This window comes from Zhongshania sp., assembly GCF_029212375.1.
In the GTDB taxonomy this organism is placed as follows: Bacteria; Pseudomonadota; Gammaproteobacteria; order Pseudomonadales; family Spongiibacteraceae; genus Spongiibacter.
This window is the reverse complement of record NZ_JARGNU010000026.1, coordinates 1-21,661: the sequence shown is the minus strand read 5'-3', so window position 1 is coordinate 21,661 and position 21,661 is coordinate 1. Positions and strand designations below refer to the sequence as shown.

The 21,661-nt window shown below is 52.5% G+C and carries 17 protein-coding genes, 1 tRNA gene and 1 pseudogene; 16 read left to right on the top strand and 3 right to left on the bottom strand.

Translation table 11 applies throughout. From position 1 onward, the window contains the following. Positions 1–187: 187 nt before the first annotated feature. Positions 188–1,852, bottom strand: a complete 1,665-nt coding sequence (gene recN, locus P1U47_RS17445; protein WP_301030500.1) for a DNA repair protein RecN — start codon at positions 1,850–1,852, stop codon at positions 188–190. A gap of 184 nt (positions 1,853–2,036) precedes the next feature. Here recN and grpE point away from each other — a divergent pair, with 184 nt between their 5' ends. The 8 genes from grpE to greA all read left to right on the top strand — a co-directional run bounded on the left by grpE (position 2,037) and on the right by greA (position 13,594). Next, positions 2,037–2,630: a nucleotide exchange factor GrpE gene (gene grpE, locus P1U47_RS17440; protein ID WP_301030502.1), complete on the top strand. Its 594-nt coding sequence runs from the start codon at positions 2,037–2,039 to the stop codon at positions 2,628–2,630. 121 nt (positions 2,631–2,751) lie between these two features. Beyond that, the gene (gene dnaK / locus P1U47_RS17435; protein ID WP_301030499.1) at positions 2,752–4,680 is read left to right on the top strand and encodes a molecular chaperone DnaK; all 1,929 of its coding nucleotides are present in this window, start codon (positions 2,752–2,754) and stop codon (positions 4,678–4,680) included. Positions 4,681–4,861: 181 nt separating this feature from the next. Next, a complete protein-coding gene (gene dnaJ, locus P1U47_RS17430) occupies positions 4,862–5,986 on the top strand; it encodes a molecular chaperone DnaJ (RefSeq protein WP_301030498.1) in 1,125 nt (374 codons plus the stop codon). A 101-nt stretch (positions 5,987–6,087) separates the two neighbouring features. After that, positions 6,088–7,476, top strand: a complete 1,389-nt coding sequence (locus P1U47_RS17425; protein WP_301030497.1) for a YihY/virulence factor BrkB family protein — start codon at positions 6,088–6,090, stop codon at positions 7,474–7,476. A 21-nt stretch (positions 7,477–7,497) separates the two neighbouring features. Further along, on the top strand, positions 7,498–8,304 hold the full coding sequence (gene dapB / locus P1U47_RS17420; protein WP_301030496.1) for a 4-hydroxy-tetrahydrodipicolinate reductase: 807 nt from the start codon (positions 7,498–7,500) through the stop codon (positions 8,302–8,304). 287 nt (positions 8,305–8,591) lie between these two features. Continuing rightward, positions 8,592–9,731: a glutamine-hydrolyzing carbamoyl-phosphate synthase small subunit gene (gene carA / locus P1U47_RS17415; RefSeq protein WP_301030495.1), complete on the top strand. Its 1,140-nt coding sequence runs from the start codon at positions 8,592–8,594 to the stop codon at positions 9,729–9,731. A 162-nt stretch (positions 9,732–9,893) separates the two neighbouring features. Continuing rightward, positions 9,894–13,115 (top strand): carbamoyl-phosphate synthase large subunit, encoded by a 3,222-nt coding sequence (carB, locus tag P1U47_RS17410; protein ID WP_301030494.1) that lies wholly within the window; start codon positions 9,894–9,896, stop codon positions 13,113–13,115. Next, the gene (gene greA, locus P1U47_RS17405; RefSeq protein WP_301030493.1) at positions 13,112–13,594 is read left to right on the top strand and encodes a transcription elongation factor GreA; all 483 of its coding nucleotides are present in this window, start codon (positions 13,112–13,114) and stop codon (positions 13,592–13,594) included. The genes carB and greA overlap by 4 nt, the downstream gene beginning before the upstream one ends. Positions 13,595–13,604: 10 nt before the next feature. On the opposite strand, the gene P1U47_RS17400 is transcribed toward greA, so the two are convergent. After that, the gene (locus P1U47_RS17400) at positions 13,605–13,913 is read right to left on the bottom strand and encodes a YhbY family RNA-binding protein (protein ID WP_301030492.1); all 309 of its coding nucleotides are present in this window, start codon (positions 13,911–13,913) and stop codon (positions 13,605–13,607) included. Between the two features lie 91 nt (positions 13,914–14,004). Between P1U47_RS17400 and rlmE the strand changes: the two genes are divergently transcribed. From rlmE to P1U47_RS17360, 8 genes are all read left to right on the top strand, one after another. Continuing rightward, a complete protein-coding gene (gene rlmE / locus P1U47_RS17395; RefSeq protein WP_301030491.1) occupies positions 14,005–14,628 on the top strand; it encodes a 23S rRNA (uridine(2552)-2'-O)-methyltransferase RlmE in 624 nt (207 codons plus the stop codon). 112 nt (positions 14,629–14,740) lie between these two features. Next, a complete protein-coding gene (gene ftsH / locus P1U47_RS17390; RefSeq protein ID WP_301030501.1) occupies positions 14,741–16,696 on the top strand; it encodes an ATP-dependent zinc metalloprotease FtsH in 1,956 nt (651 codons plus the stop codon). 7 nt (positions 16,697–16,703) lie between these two features. Further along, entirely contained in the window at positions 16,704–17,579 is an 876-nt protein-coding gene (gene folP / locus P1U47_RS17385; protein WP_301030490.1) for a dihydropteroate synthase, read from the top strand. Then, positions 17,572–18,906, top strand: a complete 1,335-nt coding sequence (gene glmM, locus P1U47_RS17380) for a phosphoglucosamine mutase (RefSeq protein ID WP_301030489.1) — start codon at positions 17,572–17,574, stop codon at positions 18,904–18,906. Before folP ends, glmM begins: the two co-directional genes overlap by 8 nt. A gap of 71 nt (positions 18,907–18,977) precedes the next feature. Then, positions 18,978–19,733: a triose-phosphate isomerase gene (gene tpiA / locus P1U47_RS17375; RefSeq protein WP_301030488.1), complete on the top strand. Its 756-nt coding sequence runs from the start codon at positions 18,978–18,980 to the stop codon at positions 19,731–19,733. Next, positions 19,733–20,119: a preprotein translocase subunit SecG gene (gene secG, locus P1U47_RS17370; protein WP_301030487.1), complete on the top strand. Its 387-nt coding sequence runs from the start codon at positions 19,733–19,735 to the stop codon at positions 20,117–20,119. The genes tpiA and secG overlap by 1 nt, the downstream gene beginning before the upstream one ends. Positions 20,120–20,128: 9 nt before the next feature. Next, positions 20,129–20,214: transfer RNA gene (locus tag P1U47_RS17365), tRNA-Leu, on the top strand. Positions 20,215–20,460: 246 nt separating this feature from the next. Then, positions 20,461–21,354 (top strand): hypothetical protein, encoded by an 894-nt coding sequence (locus tag P1U47_RS17360; RefSeq protein WP_301030486.1) that lies wholly within the window; start codon positions 20,461–20,463, stop codon positions 21,352–21,354. Between the two features lie 46 nt (positions 21,355–21,400). Here the strand turns inward: P1U47_RS17360 and P1U47_RS17355 are convergent. Beyond that, positions 21,401–21,610, bottom strand: a pseudogene (locus P1U47_RS17355) (tyrosine-type recombinase/integrase); the annotation flags it as partial. Between the last annotated feature and the right edge of the window lie 51 nt (positions 21,611–21,661).

Sequence of the window (21,661 nt, the reverse complement as noted above, 5' to 3'; positions counted from 1 at the left end):
CGACATCCGACATCCGACATCCGACATCCGACATCCGACATCCGACATCCGACATTGGCTAGTCTGACGACAGGCGTCGGAAGTCGGACGGAAAGGCTAAAACCCGTAACCTCAAGCAACTTTCGTCACGCTTGCAGGTGCGAGTATTTAGCATCCGACGTCAGACGCTCGGCATCCGACGAACGAACTAATGCCTTACCCCCAGCATCTCCCGCGCATGGGCTAGGGTATTCTCGGTAATCGCTATTCCCCCTAACATTCGCGCAATTTCGTCTATTTTTTGTTCATCTTTTAGTGGCTGCAGTTCGGTGCGCAGGTGCTTTTTGTCGCCCACTTTTTGCACGCGAATATGATGATCGCCTTGGCTGGCAACTTGGGGCTGGTGAGTAACGCACAGTACTTGGCTGCGTTTGCCGAGTTCGTTAAGCAATTTGCCAACGATTTCGGCGGTGGCGCCACCAATGCCCACGTCTACTTCGTCAAAGACAATGGTAGGTATGGCTGCGACTTGGGCGGTAACGACTTGAATGGCAAGGCTGATGCGTGACAGCTCGCCGCCCGAGGCGATCTTGTTGAGTGGGCCTTTGGCTGCGGCGGGGTTGGTACTAATTAGAATTTCAACCTCTTCGCGGCCGCAACTGTGGGGTTCGTCGCTGAGGGTATGTAGGGCAAAGTCGACTTCGCAGTGCTTCATGCTCAGCGCGCGCAGTTGTTCTTCTACTCTTTTTTTCATGGTGGCGGCGGCTTTGCGGCGTTTTTCGCTGAGCGTCGTGGCCTTGTCGTTATAAGCTTGCAAAGATTTGCGCTGTTCGGCGCGCAGTTGCTCTAATTTCTCGTCGCTGGCGTTGAGGCCTTCCAATTGTTCGGCTAATGAGGCGTGCAGGGCTGGCAATTCGGCAGGTTGCAGGCGATGTTTGCGGGCCGTTTGGTAAATGGCGTCTAGGCGGCTCTCAATTTCAATTAAGCGGTCGGGGTCAAGTTCGGTGCCATCCAGTACCACTTGTAACTCGCGGGCGGCTTCTTCAATTTGAATACGGGCGCTTTCCATTAGCTGGGCAGCATTTTCTTGGGCGGCACAGCGGTGCTGGCTGCTATTCAGTGACGATAAGGCCTGATGCAAAATTCCCATGGCATTAACTTCGCCCTCGCGGCACAGCTGGAGGCTGTGATGGTTGGCGGCGAGAATTTGTTCGGCGTTTGCCAGCTGCTTCTGTTGATTTTCCAGTTCTTCTAGCTCGTTGGGCTGTAAATTTAAGCGGTTTAGCTCTTCGAGTTGATAGCGGAGTAGTTGCTCTTGGGCATTTTGCTCGGCCACGCTGCTTTCGAGTGTGGCGAGGGTTTTACTGCTGCGCTGGTACTGGCTGCAGTGCTCGCTAACCTGTTGGGCCAGTGCGCTGGTGCCGGCAAAAGCGTCGAGTAATTCGCGCTGATAGGGCTTTTGCAATAGCGATTGGTGGGCGTGCTGGCTGTGGATGTCGATGAGTAAATTGCCGAGTTCGCGAATGGCTGGCAGGGTAACCGGTTGGCCGTTGATATAGGCGCGGGAGCGGCCTTCGCTAGTGATAACCCTGCGCAACATGCATTCGTTGCCGTCATCGAGTTCGCGCTCTTTTAGCCATGTTATTGCACCGGTAATTTGGCTGATATCAAAGAGCGCGTGAATGTCGGCACGGTCGGCGCCGGGGCGCACAATATTGTTGTCGGCGCGGTCGCCGAGGGCGAGGCCAAGGGCGTCGAGCATAATCGACTTGCCTGCGCCGGTTTCGCCGGTAAGTACGGTCATGCCTGGGTGCAGTTCGATGTCGAGGCTTTCGGTAATGGCGTAGTTGCTGATGTTGAGGTGGCTCAGCATGATGCTCTCTCACGGTGGGTGTGGGAAAATTGTCTGTATATTTATACAGTAAAATACTGGGGCCGAGCAAGTGTCTGTGAGGGCTTGTTGAAAAATCTTTGTTGCCGCCTTGAAAAACACGGCTAAAGCCCCATATCCCAGTCAGCGCGGCCTTGCTGCCGCAAGAAATTAGAGTATGACGGAGATGACTGAAGTGGCAGAAGATCAGGATAAGTCGGCATTGCAAGATGAAGATGCGCAGGTAGAGGCAATTGTTGGCGAGATTCAAGATGCGCTTGATGATGTTGAGGCTGGGCAGGCTGAAGAAAAGAGCCTTGAGGTGCAGTTGGAGGAGGCCAAGCAGGCCGCCGCAGACGCCAAAGAGCAGGCGCTGCGCGCTGTAGCTGATGCTCAAAACATCCGTCGCCGCGCCGAGAAAGACGCAGAGAGCGCCCGCAAGTTTGCTCTAGAGAAGTTTGCTGGCGATATGTTGGTGGTGGCCGATAACCTCGACCGCGCCTTGGCTTCAGCCGATATGAGCAATGAGTCATTAAAGCCGATGATTGAAGGGGTGGAGCTGACGAATAAATCCATGCTCGACGCTTTGGCTCGCCATAAGGTTGAGCAGATCAATCCATTGGGCGAACCGTTTAACCCTGAGTTTCATCAGGCCATAGCAATGGTGCCCAACCCAGATGCCGAGCCAAACTCGGTAATGGATGTAATGCAAAAGGGCTTTACCTTGAATGGTCGTCTATTGCGCCCAGCCATGGTGGTGGTCGCTAAAGCGCCGGAATAATTTTTATATATTGTGTAAAAAATGCTCTATGTCCCCTTGAAATATGTGGATAAGGGCCAATATCTGACAACAAGACATAGTGTTCGCCAACAGCGGCGACTAGGTAAATTGGAGAGTTAACATGGGTAAAATAATTGGTATAGATTTGGGTACCACCAATTCTTGTGTAGCTGTTATGGACGGCGACAAGGTTAAAGTTATCGAGAATGCAGAAGGTACGCGCACCACGCCATCGATTGTTGCGTATACCGACGACAAAGAAATTCTGGTTGGTCAGAGCGCTAAACGTCAGGCCGTGACCAATCCGCATAACACCCTGTATGCGGTGAAGCGTTTGATCGGTCGTCGTTTTGAAGACGACGTAGTTCAAAAAGACATTAAAATGGTGCCCTACAATATCTGCAAAGCCGATAACGGCGACGCGTGGGTAGAAGTAAAAGGCGAGAAAATGGCGCCACCGCAGATTTCTGCGGAAATTCTCAAGAAAATGAAAAAGACTGCTGAAGACTACTTGGGTGAGAAAGTCACCGAAGCGGTTATCACCGTTCCTGCTTACTTTAACGACTCTCAGCGTCAGGCGACTAAAGACGCTGGTCGTATCGCCGGTTTGGATGTAAAGCGTATTATCAACGAGCCTACCGCAGCGGCCTTGGCCTACGGTATGGATAAATCTAAAGGCGACCGCACTATTGCGGTATACGACTTAGGTGGTGGTACTTTTGATATTTCTATTATCGAAATTGCTGAGGTAGACGGCGAGCACCAGTTTGAAGTGCTGTCGACTAACGGCGACACCTTCTTAGGTGGTGAAGATTTCGATATGCGCCTGATCGATTATTTGGCGGAAGAGTTCAAGAAAGAAAACAGCATCGACCTAAAAGGCGATTCACTGGCTGTGCAGCGTCTAAAAGAAGCAGCAGAGAAAGCCAAAATCGAGCTGTCTTCTAGCCAGCAGACTGAAATCAATCTGCCTTACATCACTGCCGATGCAACAGGTCCTAAGCACTTGGTTGTGAAGTTGAGCCGCGCTAAGCTGGAGTCGCTGGTTGGCGATTTGGTTGCTCGCTCACTAGAGCCAATGAAAGTAGCTCTGAAAGACGCTGGTTTGTCTGCCTCTGAAATTGACGAAATTATTTTGGTTGGTGGTCAGACGCGTATGCCTTTGGTGCAAACCAAGGTTACTGAGTTCTTTGGTAAAGAAGCGCGTCGCGATGTAAACCCCGACGAAGCCGTTGCCATGGGTGCTGCTCTGCAGGGCGCGGTATTGTCTGGTGAAGTAAAAGACGTATTATTGTTAGACGTTACTCCGCTGAGCTTGGGTATCGAAACCATGGGCGGCGTGGCAACGCACCTGATTGAGAAAAACACCACGATTCCTACTAAGAAATCACAGGTGTTCTCAACCGCAGATGACAACCAGCAAGCAGTAACGATTCACGTAGTGCAGGGCGAGCGCAAGCAAGCTAGCGCCAACAAATCGCTGGGTCGTTTTGATTTGGCCGACATTCCACCTGCGCCACGTGGTCTGCCGCAAATCGAAGTTACTTTCGATATTGATGCCAACGGTATTCTGCACGTGTCTGCTAAAGACAAGGCAACCGGCAAAGAGCAGTCTATTCGCATTACCGCGTCAAGTGGTCTGAGCGAAGAAGAAATCGAGCAAATGGTGCGCGATGCTGAAACCAATGCCGAAGCTGATAAGAAGTTCGAAGCACTGGTCGTTGCGCGCAATACGGCCGAAGGCATGGCTAACGCGACTCGCAAAACTTTAGAAGAAGCTGGCGACAAAGCTTCTGACGAAGAAAAAGCGGCGATCGAAGCAGCGCTGACCGAAGTTGATGAGGCGCTGAAAGGCGATGATCTTGAAGCGATTGAAGCGGCAACTAAGAAATTGACCGAAGCGTCTGGTGGTTTGGCAGAGAAAATGTATGCCGAACAAGCAGCGCAAGCCCAGGCAGAAGGTGGCGCTGAAAACGCCCAAGCTGGCGGCAGCGCAGATGACGTGGTCGATGCTGAGTTTGAAGAAGTGAAAGACGACGACAAGAAGTAAACTCGACGCGGGGCAATGCCTCGCTTGGGTGTAACGCTGGACGGGAGACGGAAGACGCAAAGGCCAAGGTCAGCGTGTTTTGCGATCTCCCGTTTGGCATGAAGGGTAGAATCATTTATAGGGGTAGTGGGCGGCGTTTTAAAAAGCGTCTCCCGCCTCCCGTCTAGCGTGAAGCGAAGCTATGTCAAAACGAGATTATTACGAAATTCTGGGCGTGTCGCGAGATACCGACAGCAAGGATATTAAAAAAGCCTACCGTCGTATCGCGATGAAGAACCACCCCGACCGTAACCCCGAAGACCCCAAGGCGGATGACATCTTCAAAGAGGCCACCGAGGCCTATGAGGTGCTGTCTAACGAGGAGAAGCGCGCGGCCTATGATCGTTTCGGTCATGAGGGCGTTAACGCCGGTGGCGGCGGTGGCGGTGGAGCTGGGTTTAGCGATATTTTCGGTGATGTGTTTGGCGATATTTTTGGCGGCGGCGGCGGTGGCGGCGGTCGCCAGCGCGGTCCGCAGCGCGGTTCTGATTTGCGCTACACCCTCGATATTGATCTTGAACAGGCGGTACACGGTTCCACTGCCAAGATTCGTATTCCTACGCTAGTTGCCTGTAAGCCTTGTGATGGTAGCGGCGCGAAAAAAGGCAGCAAGCCAGTAACATGTAGCACCTGTAACGGTGTTGGTCAGGTGCGCATGCAGCAGGGTTTCTTTGCGGTGCAGCAAGCGTGTCCGCACTGTCGTGGTTCCGGCACTATCATCGCCGATCCATGTACTAGCTGTCGCGGCCAGGGTCGCGTTGAAGAGACCAAAACCCTGTCGGTGAAAGTGCCTGCTGGCGTTGATACTGGCGACCGTATTCGTTTGAGCGGTGAAGGTGAGGCCAGTCCTAATGGCGGCCCAGCCGGTGACCTGTATGTGCAAATGCAGGTGCGCCCCCACGCGATTTTTAAGCGCGATGGCAAAAATCTACATTGCGATGTGCCAATCAGTTTTGCCGATGCGGCGCTGGGTGGTGAGCTGGATGTGCCAACCTTAGAAGGACGGGTTAAGCTTAAAATTCCAGCCGAGACTCAAACTGGAAAATCCTTCCGCCTGCGTGGCAAGGGTATTACTCCGGTGCGTGGCGGCAGTACTGGTGATCTAATTTGCAAGGTGACCGTTGAAACGCCGGTGTCATTAAACAAACGCCAGAAAGAGCTATTGCAAGAGCTGCAGGCCAGTCTTGCCGGTGACGATAAACAATCGCCCCGCGCAAAAAGCTGGTTTGACGGTGTAAAAACCTTTTTTGACGATATGAAAATCTGATTTCGTCAATCTTGCTCGAGGGCTGATTTGCTGAATCTGCCCTCGACTTCCCCGCTGTTTTTCTCCATTCTGGGCTGCAAATAAAAGCCGCGGAAATAAGTATGGACAAGACCCTTAATCAATTCGTCGCGAACTACCTGTGGTCTGAAAAGGTGGCAGATTATTCAGCTCCCCGCCGCAAACTGATTCATCTGCTGCGCTATGGTTACGTGGTGCTCGACGATCTCGCCAAGGGCGAGCTAACCCTGCGTGCCATGAGTTTGGTGTACACCACTTTGCTGTCGCTGGTACCGATGCTGGCGGTGAGCTTTTCGGTGCTCAAAGCCTTTGGTATGCACAATAAGCAATTGGCGCCAATCATGCTCCAGTTTCTGGCGCCCATGGGTGCGCAAGGGGTGGAGATAACCGATAAAATTATTGGCTTTATTGATAATGTAAAAATCGGCGTGCTCGGTACTTTTGGTGTGGCACTATTGTTTTATACCGCCATTTCGTTGATACAAAAGATTGAAGGCACCTTTAATTACATCTGGCGCCTTGATCAGTATCGCAGTATTGGCAGACGCTTCGCCGACTACGGCAGCGTGATGTTGATCGGGCCATTATTGGTGTTCTCGGCGATTGGTTTGTCGGCCAGTGTGCTCAGTGGCAGTTTTGTGCAGGCGATTAGCCAGCAGCTACCTTTTGTACAGTATTTGATCAAGTTCGCGACCGAAGCCGCGCCCTATTTAATGATTATTGCGGCCTTTACCTTTTTCTATATGTTCATTCCCAATACTCGCGTTACGGTGCGGGCGGGCTTGGTTGCGGGGGTGGTTTCGGGGGTTTTGTTTCAGAGCCTAGGTTGGGGTTTTGGCAGTGTAGTGGTGTCGGCCAGTGGCAGTGGTACTTACGCGATTTACTCGGGCTTTGCCATTCTGATTTTGTTTATGATGTGGATGTATATTAGCTGGCTGATTTTACTGGTGGGTAGCAGTGTTGCGTTTTATGTTCAGCATCCAGAGTATGTGGCGCCAACGCGGCGCAGCGGTGATTTAAGTATTAAGCAGCGGGAAACCTTGGCGCTGCAGATTATGGCCGTGATTGCCCAGCGTCATTACAGGGCGCGGAATCCTTTTTCTGCCAGCGATTTTGTGCTGCGCCTGCGAGTGCAAATCCAGGGCGTAACAAGGGTGTTGCGCGCTCTAAAAGAGGCCGGTTTAATTACTGAAAATAGCGAGGAGCCGCCCCGTTACTTGCCCAATGCGCCGCTGGAAAAAACCAGTTTAAAACAGGTGCTTGATGCAGTGCGTAGCGAAGGTACCGCGTCGATGCTGGGTTTGGGTATACCGCGCAGGCCGGTGCGAGGGGTGGCCGCAGTGACCAAGGCAATTGATGACGCTTTGGATGCCGCCTTGGCGGCGACCAGCGTGCGGGATATGGCCGTTGAAGAAGATGGCTTGGCGGTAAATGGTGCCGGTACTAGTGCTGATACCAGCAAGAACAATTGAAATTTAGGTGTGGTGAATAATATGACAGTACGAGTAGCAGTAACGGGTGCCGCAGGGCGGATGGGGCGAATTCTTATTGAGGCTATCGCGCTCAATGAGAGCTGTGTATTGGCGGCAGCCATTGAGCGGCCAGAGAGCTCTTTGCTTGGCGCTGATGCCGGTGAGTTGGCGGGCTTGGGTAAAAATGGCGTCGCCATTGTCGGTGATTTGAGCTCGGTGCTCGCCGACTTTGACGTGCTGATCGACTTTACTGTGCCGGCAGCCACGCTCGCGAATGCTCAGCTGTGCGGCGCTGCGGGTAAGGCCATGGTCATTGGTACTACCGGCTTTAATGCCGAGCAAAAAGCCGAGCTTGAGGCGGCTATTGCGCCGATTGCGATTTGTCAGGCGTCTAACTTTAGTACCGGTGTGAATCTGTGCTTTAAATTGCTGGATATGGCGGCGCGGGTCTTGGGCGACGATGTTGATATTGAAATTGTTGAAGCTCATCACCGCCATAAAATTGATGCGCCGTCGGGCACCGCCTTGAGCATGGGGCATGTGGTGGCCGATGCCTTGGGGCGGGATTTGGAAAAAGTCGCAGTGTATGGTCGCGAAGGCCAAACCGGCGCCCGCGAGCGCGAAACCATTGGTTTTGCCACCGTGCGTGGCGGCGATGTGGTGGGCGATCACACGGTGTCTTTCTTTGCTGAGGGCGAGCGGGTTGAGATTACCCATAAAGCCAGCTCGCGCATGTCATTTGGCCGTGGTGCAGTGCGGGCGGCAGCGTGGGTGAGTGCGCAGGCTGCGGGTCGCTACGATATGCAAGATGTGTTGGGGCTTAAGTAAAATACGCAAATTTAGCGCTTAAAAGCCGAATCTCTGGCTGAAATGCCGCCGCGGTCACGATTGCTGGTATTTATTGCGGTGGACGGGCGGGGGTGGTTTCGCGTAAAATCGCGCATCAGATTAGGGTGCCGGGCTTTATAAGCTCCGTATCCCCGCAAGGAGCGAGGTGAAGTACGTCTTCATCTCGCTTTTTTGCACGCGTATTTTCCTCTGTGGTCCCTAGGTTGTTGTTCCGGCGCGTTAGTCGGTGGCAACTCTCGGCCGCAAGTTTGATCCAGGAGGTAGTCTTGACGGTTCCAGCCATACTTGCCCTCGAAGACGGCAGCATATTTCGGGGCATCGCTATTGGTGCCGAAGGGCATTCGGTTGGCGAGGTCGTGTTTAACACCGCGATGACCGGGTATCAGGAGATCTTAACGGATCCCTCCTACGCCCGCCAAATCGTGACCCTTACCTATCCCCATATCGGCAATACCGGTGTGAACAGCGAAGACGAAGAGGCGACTGAGATTTGGTCTGCCGGCTTGGTGATTCGCGATCTGGCGATGACTGCTAGCAGCTTTCGCAGTGAGCAAAGCCTCTCCGATTATTTAAAAGCCCGCAATATTGTCGGCATAGCCGATATTGATACCCGTCGCCTAACTCGTATTTTGCGAGACAAAGGCGCCCAGGGTGGTTGTGTAATGGCTGGCGATATCGATGAAGCCAAGGCCTTGCAGCTCGCGAAAGAGTTTGCTGGCTTAAAAGGTATGGATCTGGCGAAGGAAGTGACCACCACCGAATCCTACCAGTGGCGCGAAGGCAGCTGGCAGCTGGGTGAAGGCGTTCGCAGTCTCACCGACGCCGAATTGCCCTACCACGTTGTGGCCTACGACTTTGGCGTAAAGCGCAATATTCTGCGCATGCTCGCCGATCGCGGTTGCCGCCTGACGGTTGTGCCGGCCAAAACACCGGCTGCCGACGTATTGGCGATGAAGCCTGATGGCGTGTTCTTGTCTAATGGTCCTGGCGATCCAGAGCCATGCGATTACGCCATTGCGGCAATCAAAGAGATTTTAGCAACAGGTCTACCGGTATTCGGGATCTGCCTAGGCCACCAGTTGCTGGCTTTGGCCTCGGGTGCCAAAACCGTCAAAATGAAATTCGGTCACCACGGCGCCAACCATCCGGTGCAAGATTTAGCGACTAAGGTTGTGCACATCACCAGTCAAAACCACGGTTTTGCGGTAGATGAAGCCTCCTTGCCCGCGAATTTAGAAGTGACCCACAAATCATTGTTTGATGGATCGCTACAGGGAATTCGGCGCACCGATATCCCCGCATTCGGTTTTCAGGGTCACCCTGAAGCGAGTCCGGGTCCCCATGATATTGCGCCCCTGTTTAATCAGTTTATAGATTTGATTAAAGCCTCTAAGCAGGCTGAGTAGAAAGTCCGGCCTCGCGGTTTTGTATGCAGTTTTGCTGGTCTGGCGTCGGGAGTCTGACGTCGGATGAGAAAAAACAGGATCGCGCCCGACTTTAGCGTCCGACGTCCAGCTTCCGACGTCCGACTTTTTGTAACGAAGCACAGAGTCAGATGATTAGAACTTATGCCAAAAAGAACTGATATTCAAAGCATCCTCATCCTCGGTGCTGGTCCGATTGTTATCGGCCAGGCCTGTGAGTTCGATTACTCTGGCGCGCAGGCGTGTAAGGCGCTTCGCGAAGAGGGTTTCCGGGTTATTTTGGTAAACTCGAATCCCGCGACTATCATGACCGATCCATCGATGGCCGATGCTACCTATATTGAGCCAGTGGTGTGGGAAACCGTTGCCAAGATCATTGAGAAAGAGCGTCCCGACGCCTTGCTGCCAACAATGGGTGGCCAGACCGCGCTGAACTGTGCGCTGGATCTGGATCGCGAAGGGGTTCTGGCTAAATACGGCGTAGAAATGATCGGCGCCACCAAAGACTCTATCGATATGGCAGAAGATCGCCAGTTATTCGATAAGGCCATGAAGCGTATCGGTTTGGCTACGCCGCGCTCGGCCATTGCGCACAGTATGGAAGAAGCTCTGCAAGTCCAAGACTCTATTGGTTTCCCCGCGATTATTCGACCAAGCTTTACCATGGGCGGCTCGGGCGGCGGTATTGCGTACAACAGAGAAGAATTTATTGAAATCTGTACTCGCGGCCTGGATCTGTCGCCCACCAATGAGCTGTTGATCGACGAGAGCTTGATTGGTTGGAAAGAGTTTGAAATGGAAGTGGTTCGCGACAAAAACGACAACTGCATTATTGTCTGCGCGATTGAAAACTTCGACCCTATGGGTGTGCACACCGGTGACTCGATCACGGTTGCGCCAGCGCAAACCCTGACCGATAAAGAATACCAAATCATGCGTAACGCCTCTTGCGCGGTACTGCGTGAGATTGGTGTTGAAACTGGCGGCTCCAATGTCCAGTTTGGTATGGAGCCGCACACTGGTCGCCTAGTGGTTATTGAAATGAACCCGCGGGTTAGTCGTTCTTCAGCCTTGGCCTCTAAAGCGACCGGTTTCCCAATTGCCCGCGTGGCCGCCAAATTGGCGATTGGTTACACCCTAGACGAATTGCAGAACGAAATCACTGGCGGCGCCACTCCGGCGTCTTTTGAGCCGGCCATCGACTACGTGGTGACTAAGATTCCACGTTTCACTTTCGAAAAATTCGGCGAAGCCCAGACTCGTCTGCACACTCAGATGAAGTCGGTGGGTGAGGTCATGGCAATTGGCCGCACCTTCCAAGAATCTCTGCAAAAAGCGCTGCGTGGTTTGGAAGTGGGGTCTGCCGGCTTTGAGCACCAGATCGACACCGATCGTGACGATGCCCGCGATATTCTGATTGCTGAATTGACCAACCCTGGCCCAGAGCGTATTTGGTTTGTGGCTGATGCCTTCCGCGCCGGTATGAGTGTTGAAGAGGTGTTTGAGCACTCGTGGATCGACCCATGGTTCCTCGTGCAGATCGAAGATATTGTTAAAACTGAGAACTCCCTGAAAACCGTGGCCTTGGCCGACATCACCAAAGACATGATGTGGCGTTTAAAACGCAAAGGTTTTTCAGATCAGCGTTTGGCAGTACTGCTGGCTGTGAGCGAAAAACAGCTGCGCGGCCTGCGTCATAGTCTCGATATTCACCCTGTTTACAAGCGTGTAGACACCTGCGCGGCAGAGTTCTCTACCTCTACTGCCTATATGTATTCAACCTACGAGGAAGAGTGCGAGTCCAATCCATCAGACCGCGAGAAGATTCTGGTTATTGGTGGCGGCCCCAACCGCATTGGTCAGGGTATTGAGTTTGACTATTGCTGCGTTCACGCGGCACTGGCGATGCGCGAAGACGGTTACGAGACCATTATGGTCAACTGTAACCCCGAGACCGTATCGACGGATTACGATATTTCGGACCGCCTGTATTTTGAGCCTGTTACCTTGGAGGACGTGCTGGAAATCGTCGCCAAGGAAAAGCCAAAAGGCGTAATCGTGCAGTTTGGCGGTCAAACGCCGCTGAAGCTGGCCCGCGACCTTGAGGCCGCTGGCGTACCGATTATCGGTACCAGCCCAGACGCCATTGACCGCGCCGAAGACCGCGAGCGTTTCCAGCAAATGCTGCAGCGTTTGAATATCAAACAGCCGCCAAATACTACCGTGCGCTCCGAAGAAGCGGCGCTGCGCGCGGCGGCCGAGATCGGTTATCCCCTAGTTGTGCGTCCATCTTATGTATTGGGTGGTCGAGCCATGGAAATTGTATACAAAGAAGAAGAGCTTCAGCGCTATATGCGCGAGGCGGTGCGGGTGTCTAACGACTCACCAGTCTTGCTCGACCACTTTTTGAATGCGGCGGTTGAAGTTGACCTTGATGCTGTTTCAGACGGTAAGCACGTGGTGATTGGTGCGATTATGCAGCACATTGAGCAGGCGGGTGTTCACTCTGGCGACTCTGCGTGTTCATTGCCCCCATACTCGCTGGCTGCCGATGTTCAGGATCGCATGCGCGAAATCGTTAAGGCGATGGCGCTGGAGTTGGGTGTTGTTGGTTTGATGAACGTCCAGCTCGCTGTGCAAGATGGCGAAATCTACGTGATCGAGGTTAACCCTCGCGCCTCGCGCACTGTGCCATTTGTGTCTAAGTGTATTGGTATTTCCCTTGCCAAGGTTGCGGCGCGCTGCATGGCGGGCACCAGCTTGGCTGAGCAGGACTTTACCGAAGAGCGTATTCCCAAGTATTTCGCCGTTAAAGAAGCGGTTTTCCCCTTTAATAAATTCCCAGGTGTTGACCCCATTCTTGGGCCAGAAATGAAGTCGACCGGCGAAGTGATGGGCTTGGGCGAAACTTTTGCCGAAGCCTTTGCTAAAGCGGCGGTTGGTGCTGGAGAAGTATTTCCAACCAGCGGTAAAGCTTTTATAAGTGTTCGCGATCCCGATAAAGCGGGTGCGATCGCGGTGGCCAGTCAGTTGGTTGAGCTCGGCTTTAGCTTGCTGGCAACCCGTGGTACGCACAAGGTATTGACGGAAGCGGGTCTTAAATGTCAGCGTGTTAATAAGGTATTAGAAGGCCGTCCCCATATCGTTGATATGGTGAAAAATGGCGATGTCGATCTAATTATTAATACGACCGAAGGTAAGCAGGCGATTGCGGATTCGTCATTGATTCGCCGTAGTGCACTGGCCAATAAGGTGAGTTACACCACGACCTTAGCTGGCGCAGAAGCGATTTGTCAGGCACTGGTGTTTGGCGAAGAGAAAACCGTGCGTCGCTTACAGGATGTTCATAAGGGGTTAATGCAATGAGTTTGCTGCCAATGACAGTTGCCGGCGAAAAAGCGCTGCGCGATGAATTAAAGAAATTAAAGTCGATTGATCGCCCGCGGATTACTCAGGCGATTGCCGAGGCTCGCGCCCACGGCGATTTAAAAGAAAATGCCGAGTACCATGCGGCCCGCGATCAGCAAGGTTTTTGCGAAGGTCGAATTCAAGAAATTGAAGGTAAGCTGGGCGGTGTGCGAGTAATCGATATCACTACCATTCCCTACACCGGCAAAGTCATTTTTGGCACGACTGTGTCACTAATTAACTGCGAAACCGATGAAGAAGTGACCTACCGCATTGTTGGCGAAGACGAAGCCAACGTAAAAATCGGTAAGATCTCGGTAACATCGCCGATTGCCCGTGCCTTAATTGGTAAAGAAGCGGGCGACGTCGCGGTAGTTGTCGCGCCGGGTGGCAATATCGAGTACGAAATCGACAAGGTAGAGCACCTCGCCGAGTAATCGCGTTAACTCAAGCCCGAAGTAGGTTAGACAGCTTTGGGTTTGGGTTCTTCGCTGGGCGATAAATCAAGGCGATCTTGCCAATAGCCTGAATCAGCAGCGCTTTGTGCGCTTCACACAGTTGCTCAATTAACGCGCGGCGTTCAGTTGGTTCAGCTATATTGACCTTAACTTTAATCAATTCGTGATCATTGAGTGCGCGATCCAGCTCCAGCGCAACGCTTTCACTTAGTCCCTTGTCGGCAATCATAACAACGGGGCTGAGTTTGTGGCCGATGCTGCGTAGGTGTTTTTTATCGCTGGCGCTGAATTTGGACATAATATATTGAACCGGGAAAGAGCGTGGGCCGCTATTTTACTAGAAAGCGCGCCCAGTCGGTATCTGAATTCTCGCTAATAACGGAGTTAGTGTGGCGAAACCTAAAGGATCAAGCGGTGCGTGGCTTAAGGAACATTTCGACGATCAATACGTCAAAATGGCTCAGCGCGACGGCTACCGTTCCCGAGCCTGTTATAAATTGCTTGAGCTGCAGGAGAAAGATCGCCTGATCAAGCCGGGCATGTGCGTCGTAGACCTAGGTAGTGCGCCTGGCGGCTGGTCGCAGGTTGCGGCAATGCTGGTTGGGCATCACGGTAGGGTGTTGGCGTCAGATATTTTAGACATGGATTCTATCGCTGGAGTTGAGTTTGTGCGCGGTGATTTTACTGAGCAAGCGGTGGTCGATGAGCTGATGGCGCATTTGGGTAATAGCAAGGCAGACCTTGTAATCTCGGATATGGCCCCCAATATGAGTGGTATGAGAGATGTTGATCAGCCGCAGTCGATGTATTTGTGCGAGCTAGCACTCGACATGGCAGGCATAGTACTTCGCCCAGGTGGTGGCTATGTTACCAAAATATTTCAGGGCGAAGGTTTCGATGAGTATATGCGCTTGCTTCGCGCGCGATTTACCAAAGTGGTGACCCGCAAGCCTGCGGCGTCGCGGCCAAGATCGCGAGAAGTGTATTTAGTGGCCACTGGTCTGCGCGCTTGAATATTGCGTAGAGGGTGCCGGATTTATGGTGTAGAGTGGGCAGATATCCGGGCATTTTTCCCGTTTGCAGCCTCTGCAAACAGTGCAGCGTGAGGATCGGTTTTTGAACGATATGGCAAAGAATTTACTGTTGTGGCTGGTTATTGCCGCTGTCTTGTTGACGGTGTTTAATAATTTCAGCGTTCAGTCACCCACAGAACAGCTTAATTACTCCCAGTTTATTTCTGAAGTGCAGAATGAGCGGGTCAAAAAGGTGGTCATTGACGGCCTGATGATCAGCGGCGAGCGGGCGGATAAGAGTCGCTTTGAAACCGTGCGACCACTGCTTGATGACCCCAAGTTAATTGACGACTTGCTCCAGCACGACGTGGTAGTTGAAGGCACTAAGCCTGAGCGCCAGAGTTTGTGGACCCAGCTATTGGTGGCTAGCTTCCCAATATTGATCATTTTGGCAATTTTTATGTTCTTTATGCGCCAGATGCAGGGCGGTGCTGGCGGTGGCAAAGGAGGCCCGATGGCCTTTGGCAAGAGCAAGGCGCGTCTGCTGAGTGAAGATCAAATTAAAACCACCTTTGCCGATGTGGCGGGTGTAGATGAAGCCAAAGAAGACGTGCAGGAACTGGTTGAGTTTTTGCGCGACCCCGGTAAGTTTCAGCGTCTTGGCGGTCGTATTCCCCGCGGCGTGCTCATGGTCGGCCCACCGGGTACCGGTAAAACCTTGCTGGCCAAGGCGATTGCCGGTGAAGCCAAGGTGCCGTTCTTCTCTATTTCTGGCTCTGATTTCGTGGAGATGTTTGTTGGTGTTGGTGCCTCTCGTGTTCGCGATATGTTCGAACAGGCTAAGAAGCAGGCGCCGTGCATAATCTTTATCGATGAAATCGATGCTGTCGGTCGCCACCGTGGCGCCGGTATGGGTGGTGGTCACGACGAGCGTGAGCAAACCTTGAACCAGTTGCTGGTTGAAATGGACGGCTTTGAGGGCAATGACGGTGTTATCGTTATTGCTGCGACTAACCGCCCCGATGTGCTGGACCCAGCGCTGTTGCGCCCGGGCCGTTTTGACCGTCAGGTGACCGTTGGGTTGCCCGATATTCGCGGTCGTGAGCAGATCTTAAAAGTGCATATGCGTAAATTGCCCTTGGGCGACGATGTTGAAGCATCCGTTATTGCGCGTGGTACACCTGGTTTCTCGGGTGCGGATTTAGCTAACTTGGCTAACGAAGCGGCCCTGTTCGCCGCGCGCAGTAATCTGCGCTTGGTCAGCATGGCGCAATTTGATTTGGCTAAGGACAAAATCATGATGGGCGCTGAGCGCAAATCCATGGTGATGTCAGATAAAGAAAAATTAAATACCGCTTATCACGAAGCTGGCCACGCTATTGTGGGTCGCACTGTGCCAGAGCACGATCCGGTTTATAAGGTTAGTATTATTCCCCGTGGTCGCGCCCTTGGTGTAACCATGTTCCTCCCCGAGGAAGATCGCTACAGCCTTAGCCGTCGGCACATCATTAGTCAGATTTGTTCACTGTTTGGCGGTCGTATTGCCGAAGAAATGACCTTGGGTGCCGATGGCGTAACCACTGGCGCGTCGAACGATATTCAGCGTGCCACTGATATAGCGCGCAAAATGGTGACCAAGTGGGGCCTGTCCGACAAGATGGGGCCGCTGATGTATGACGATGCGGAGGAAGAGGTCTTTCTTGGTCGCTCAGCGGGGCAGGCCGGTAAGGGGCATTCCGGTGAAACCGCAAGACAGATTGATGAAGAGGTGCGCCGTATTATTGACGAATGCTACGCCGCTGCTCGCAAAATACTGGAAGAGCATCGCGGTAAACTAGACGTTATGGCTGATGCCTTAATGCTCTATGAAACCATCGATGCTAAGCAGATTGACGACATCATGAATGGTCGCACACCGCGCAAACCTGCGGGTTGGGATGACGATGATCGTCGCGGTGGTCGCGCTGTGAAAGAGGAGGCCGACGATGATCTGGCGCCTAAGGCAGATGCGGCCGATAAGAAAAATCGTCCCGAAGACCCATTTGTCGACTCGGTGAGTGATCACTAAGTTTTCAATGAGCACCTTTACAACTTCATCGCAGCTGCGCTGCGGTGATCGCTTTTTAGACCTGCGCGAGCCGCAGGTTATGGCGATCATTAATGTCACTCCAGACTCCTTCTCCGATGGCGGTAAATATCACGCCGGCTCGGCCTTGCTCGACAAAATTTTAGCGCAAGTGGATTTGGCCTGCGCCGAAGGCGCGAGCTTGATTGATGTTGGCGGTGAGTCGACTCGGCCCGGCGCAGCCCGCGTTTCGGAGTTGGAAGAGTGTCAGCGCGTGCTGCCGGTGGTCGAGGCCATTGCGCAGCGCTTTGACGTTATTATTTCAGTGGATACCAGTAATGCTGCGGTGATGCGCGAAAGCGCCATTTTAGGCGCGGGATTAATTAACGATGTGCGCGCCTTGCAGCAACCGACTGCAATGCAGGAGGCAGCTGCTAGTGGTTTGCCGGTGTGCCTTATGCACATGCAGGGTGAGCCACAGTCTATGCAGGACAATCCTGTATATCGCGATATTGGTGGCGAAGTGGAGCGCTTTTTGCGGCAACGCATTGCCGCGTGTGCCGCTGCCGGTGTTGGCGCTGAGCGTATTGTGCTCGACCCTGGTTTTGGTTTTGCAAAGACCCTTGCCCACAATCTTGAGTTGTTTCGGCGCTTGCCGGACATGGTTGCGTGGGGTTGCCCGGTATTGGTGGGGGTGTCTCGCAAATCGATGATTGGTGCGCTTACGGGGCGCGCAGTGGGTGAGCGGCTGGCGGGTAGTGTGGCGATGGCCGCAATGGCGGTAGAGCGCGGTGCTCATATTATTCGGGTTCACGATGTTAAAGAAACCGTTGATGCCGTGCGCGTAGCACAGGCTCTAAAGCTAGAGAATATAGCGAATGACTAGAAAATATTTTGGCACCGACGGCGTGCGCGGGCGGGTTGGTGAGGGCGCAATTACCCCAGAGTTTGTTCTTAAGTTAGGTTGGGCGGTAGGGCAGGTATTTGCGAAAGAAGGGCGCAGTAAGGTCCTGATTGGCAAGGATACCCGCATTTCTGGTTATATGTTTGAGTCTGCGCTGGAGGCTGGTTTGGTTGCGGCCGGTGTTGATGTGTTGCTGTTGGGGCCAATGCCAACCCCCGCGATCGCCTATTTAACCCGCACTTTTCAGGCCCGTGCCGGTATTGTTATTAGTGCAAGTCACAATCCGTATTACGATAATGGTATTAAATTTTTCTCGGCCGACGGCAGTAAATTGGCCGATGAGCTTGAGTTGGCAATTGAGTCGGCAATAGATGCGCCAATGACGACGGTGGATTCCGCGCGGTTGGGTAAGGTGCGGCGCATTGATGATGCGGCGGGTCGTTATATTGAATATTGTAAGTCGACGGCATCGACGGGCTTGTCATTAAAAGGCCTGAGGTTGGTTCTTGATTGTGCGCATGGCGCGACCTATCACGTTGCGCCGGCAGTCTTTGCTGAATTGGGCGCCGAAGTAATTGTAATGGGCGCCTCCCCAGACGGTTTAAATATAAATGCCGAGGTGGGTTCGACTCACCCCGCTGCGTTGCAGCAGCGCGTTGCGGCAGAGTCTGCCGACTTTGGTATCGCCTTCGATGGCGATGGCGACAGAGTCTTGTTCGTTGATGCTGCGGGTGACTTGGTCGATGGCGACGAGTTGCTTTACATCATTGCTGCCGAGCGGCTGCGCCGCGGCGAGCAGTGTGCTGGTGTGGTGGGCACGTTGATGTCTAATTTGGGTTTTGAGTTGGCCTTAAAAAGCCTCGGTATTGCTTTTGAGCGCGCCAATGTGGGTGATCGCTATGTGAAGGAGCGGATGAATGCCTTGGCATGGGATTTGGGCGGCGAGAATTCTGGCCATATTATTTGCGCAGATGTAAGTACGACCGGTGATGGTATTGTGGCGGCCTTAAAAGTTGTTGAAGCGATGATCGGTAGTGGCCAGTCCCTTGCCGAATTACGCGCGCCAGTCAGTAAATTTCCGCAAATAATGGAGAATGTGCGCATCAATTCGCCGGTTGATTTAAAAAATTGCGAATTAGTAGCAGCAGTTGATGCGGTTGAGCTGGAATTAGCAGGGCGAGGCAGGGTATTATTGCGCGCTTCTGGAACTGAGCCGCTGTTGCGGGTCATGGTTGAAGGCGAAGATGGGGTGCAGGTTGCCGCACTTTGTCGGCGGCTTGCAGATAAGGTGCAAGAGCTTTCATCTTAAGCGTGTGCATCCTTGTATGTACTTATAAGTTTATGTAAGATTGGCGCCCATTTTGCGCTAAGGGAAATGGCATGCGGAGTAATCTCGTAGCGGGTAATTGGAAGATGTGTGGCGACAATGCCAGCATTGAAAAATTAGTGGCTAATTTAAAGGCCTTATTACCTGCCGAGCCGGCTGTTGATATAGCCGTGTTTCCGCCCTCAGTGTACATTGCGCGAGTTGTTGACGGTTTGGCTGGTTCGCCAGTTGCAGTTGGCGCGCAAAATGTGTGTGAGCAGCCAAATGATGGTGCTTACACTGGTGAGGTGTCTGCGGCAATGCTGGTGGATACCGGCTGTCGGTATGTGATTGTTGGTCACTCCGAGCGGCGCGCCATGTATGGCGATAGTAATGAGCGTGTTGCCCAAAAAGCAAAGCAGGCGCTAGCTCAGGGTTTAATGCCGATTATATGTGTGGGTGAAACAGAAGCTCAGCGCGATGACGGCTCAACCTTAGAAGTGATTGCTGAGCAGCTTCAGGCCGTGTTTGCGGTTTTGAGTGCAGAGGATATGTGCAGTATTGTTGTTGCCTATGAGCCGGTTTGGGCAATTGGTACCGGCAAAACAGCAACGCCATCGCAGGCTCAGGAAGTGCACGCATTTATCCGTGCCTTGTTTGCGAAAAAAGATGAGCCTTTGGCGAAGGGTTTAAGAATTCTGTACGGCGGCAGTGTGAAGGCGGCTAATGCAGGTGAATTATTCGCGCAGGCGGATATTGATGGCGGTTTAGTAGGTGGTGCATCACTTGATGCGCAGGAATTTTCCGCAATATGTCGGGCGGCGGAGTAATGGAACAAGCAATTTTAATCATACATGTGTTGGCCGGTTTATCGATTATTGGTCTGATACTTGTTCAGCAAGGTAAAGGCGCAGACATGGGGGCTTCTTTTGGCTCTGGTGCTTCGCAGACTATTTTTGGCAGCAGTGGTAGTGGCAATGTGCTAACTCGCGCAACCGCGTTATTGGCAACGGTATTTTTTATAACGAGTTTGTCGTTAGCCTATGTTGCCAAGCAGCGCAGTGGTGGTGCAGAAGATATAATTGTCGATGTTCCCGCGTTGCAGGAAAGTCGTGATGTGGCGCCGGTGGGTGATGAGACTATGCCAGCCCAAGCAGAAAAAGCGCCGTCGGAAATGCCTGTAAGTGAAGAAATGCCGGCAGCTGGCGCGCAGTAAAAAGTTTTAGCCGAAGTGGTGAAATTGGTAGACACGCCATCTTGAGGGGGTGGTGAGCATTGCTCGTGCGGGTTCAAGTCCCGCCTTCGGCACCATCAAAAAATCCCTATGTGATTGATTCGCATAGGGATTTTTATTTTCTGCTCGAAAGGTTTTGGTGAATTGACTACGAATTGTCTACGGCTTGCGTTCAAGAAGGTTTAAATTGACCGTTTCTTGTCGGTGGTTCAGGGCTAGATGGCCACATTTCTCTGATGTTTCAGTTTTCGACGCAAGTTTGTTGTTGTCCCTTTTCGAGCGTATTCTTACTCACTTACTTCGGAGCCGGTTGAGGTTGCTCGATGCCTTCATTGGAATTGGATGAATTATTAGCTGGATTGCAAGGGTGTGGCTTTGAGGCCGAGGTATTGCAGTCTTTGTTTCGCGGAATGCAGACAGAAGCGACTACCCTCACTGTCGTACCAAAGGTTATCCAGGCGGTAGCGATTCAGTCGAAGAGAGATGAAGAGTCGGAAATTACTCGCAGTCGCCCCTTGTTAGAGCCTTCTGTTGTTATACGGCAGGGTGGACACGGGCGGATTGGTTGGCGTCCGCTGCCGCAAGTGGTCGAAACATTAATCAAGCATTTAGGGGTTGGTAGGGTTGATATTGCTTGGTTGCGCGAGGACTTTGTGCGCAGTCATCTTGGGCAGCGATCAGCGAATTGGTCGCAGAAATTTATGCGTTATGCGCTCATTGCTCATCGAACTAAGCCGTCTTCCACGGAAAGCGCTGTGGAAGATGTTACGGATGTAGCTCTTGCTGATATTGCCCAGCCCGAATCTGATGCCCCGCCTCCTGTCTTTGATCAAGCTAAAATTGACCAAAACCTTGACAGGTTGGACTCTGCAGTCGCCGAAGCTTTGCGAGGTAAATCTGTATCATTAATATTCAATCACTATCACAATCCTCGCTGGCAGCCCCCGGAGTGGTTAGTGCAGGAGTTATTGAAGCTTGAAATTAATGGTCGCCCAATGTCTAGGGCTTTTATATATGACCCAACAATATTGCGTAGCTTTATTGGTCACTGCCAGAGGGTTGGGCCGCTATTTAGATATTTCGAGCAAGAATACTACTTCTGGGTTCGTGACCGTTTTTACGCTACTTACCGTTTGCGTGTCGATGAACTTAATCGCCTGAGATCAAAGCTTGAATCTGCTGAGATTGATCAGGCACTTCCATCCCTGCGCTCTTAATTAGTGAGCCTGCTTCATTGCTGCGATTTGCCCCTAGTTTGCGTTCTAGTGGGTTCAGATCAACAGCTTCTTGCAGGTGCTCGGGGGCTAGGTGCGCGTATTTCATGGTCATATTTAGCGTTGAGTGACCGAGAATCTTCTGTAGAGCCAAAATGTTCCCCCCATTCATCATGAAGTGGCTCGCGAATGTGTGGCGCAGCACGTGTGCATTCTGTCCTGGGGGAAGTTTGATGCCTGTTCGCATTAGCGCCCTGCGTATTCCGCTGAACCTGATCAGTCGTACCGCTTGAACGTGATCACTTCATTC

What these genes read in the sequence shown, in the direction of transcription:
- recN (WP_301030500.1), bottom strand. Translation starts at nt 1,852, where the DNA reads ATGCTGAGCCACCTCAACATCAGCAACTACGCCATTACCGAAAGCCTC.
- grpE (WP_301030502.1), top strand. Translation starts at nt 2,037, where the DNA reads ATGACTGAAGTGGCAGAAGATCAGGATAAGTCGGCATTGCAAGATGAA.
- dnaK (WP_301030499.1), top strand. Translation starts at nt 2,752, where the DNA reads ATGGGTAAAATAATTGGTATAGATTTGGGTACCACCAATTCTTGTGTA.
- dnaJ (WP_301030498.1), top strand. Translation starts at nt 4,862, where the DNA reads ATGTCAAAACGAGATTATTACGAAATTCTGGGCGTGTCGCGAGATACC.
- P1U47_RS17425 (WP_301030497.1), top strand. Translation starts at nt 6,088, where the DNA reads ATGGACAAGACCCTTAATCAATTCGTCGCGAACTACCTGTGGTCTGAA.
- dapB (WP_301030496.1), top strand. Translation starts at nt 7,498, where the DNA reads ATGACAGTACGAGTAGCAGTAACGGGTGCCGCAGGGCGGATGGGGCGA.
- carB (WP_301030494.1), top strand. Translation starts at nt 9,894, where the DNA reads ATGCCAAAAAGAACTGATATTCAAAGCATCCTCATCCTCGGTGCTGGT.
- greA (WP_301030493.1), top strand. Translation starts at nt 13,112, where the DNA reads ATGAGTTTGCTGCCAATGACAGTTGCCGGCGAAAAAGCGCTGCGCGAT.
- P1U47_RS17400 (WP_301030492.1), bottom strand. Translation starts at nt 13,913, where the DNA reads ATGTCCAAATTCAGCGCCAGCGATAAAAAACACCTACGCAGCATCGGC.
- ftsH (WP_301030501.1), top strand. Translation starts at nt 14,741, where the DNA reads ATGGCAAAGAATTTACTGTTGTGGCTGGTTATTGCCGCTGTCTTGTTG.
- folP (WP_301030490.1), top strand. Translation starts at nt 16,704, where the DNA reads ATGAGCACCTTTACAACTTCATCGCAGCTGCGCTGCGGTGATCGCTTT.
- glmM (WP_301030489.1), top strand. Translation starts at nt 17,572, where the DNA reads ATGACTAGAAAATATTTTGGCACCGACGGCGTGCGCGGGCGGGTTGGT.
- tpiA (WP_301030488.1), top strand. Translation starts at nt 18,978, where the DNA reads ATGCGGAGTAATCTCGTAGCGGGTAATTGGAAGATGTGTGGCGACAAT.
- secG (WP_301030487.1), top strand. Translation starts at nt 19,733, where the DNA reads ATGGAACAAGCAATTTTAATCATACATGTGTTGGCCGGTTTATCGATT.
- P1U47_RS17360 (WP_301030486.1), top strand. Translation starts at nt 20,461, where the DNA reads ATGCCTTCATTGGAATTGGATGAATTATTAGCTGGATTGCAAGGGTGT.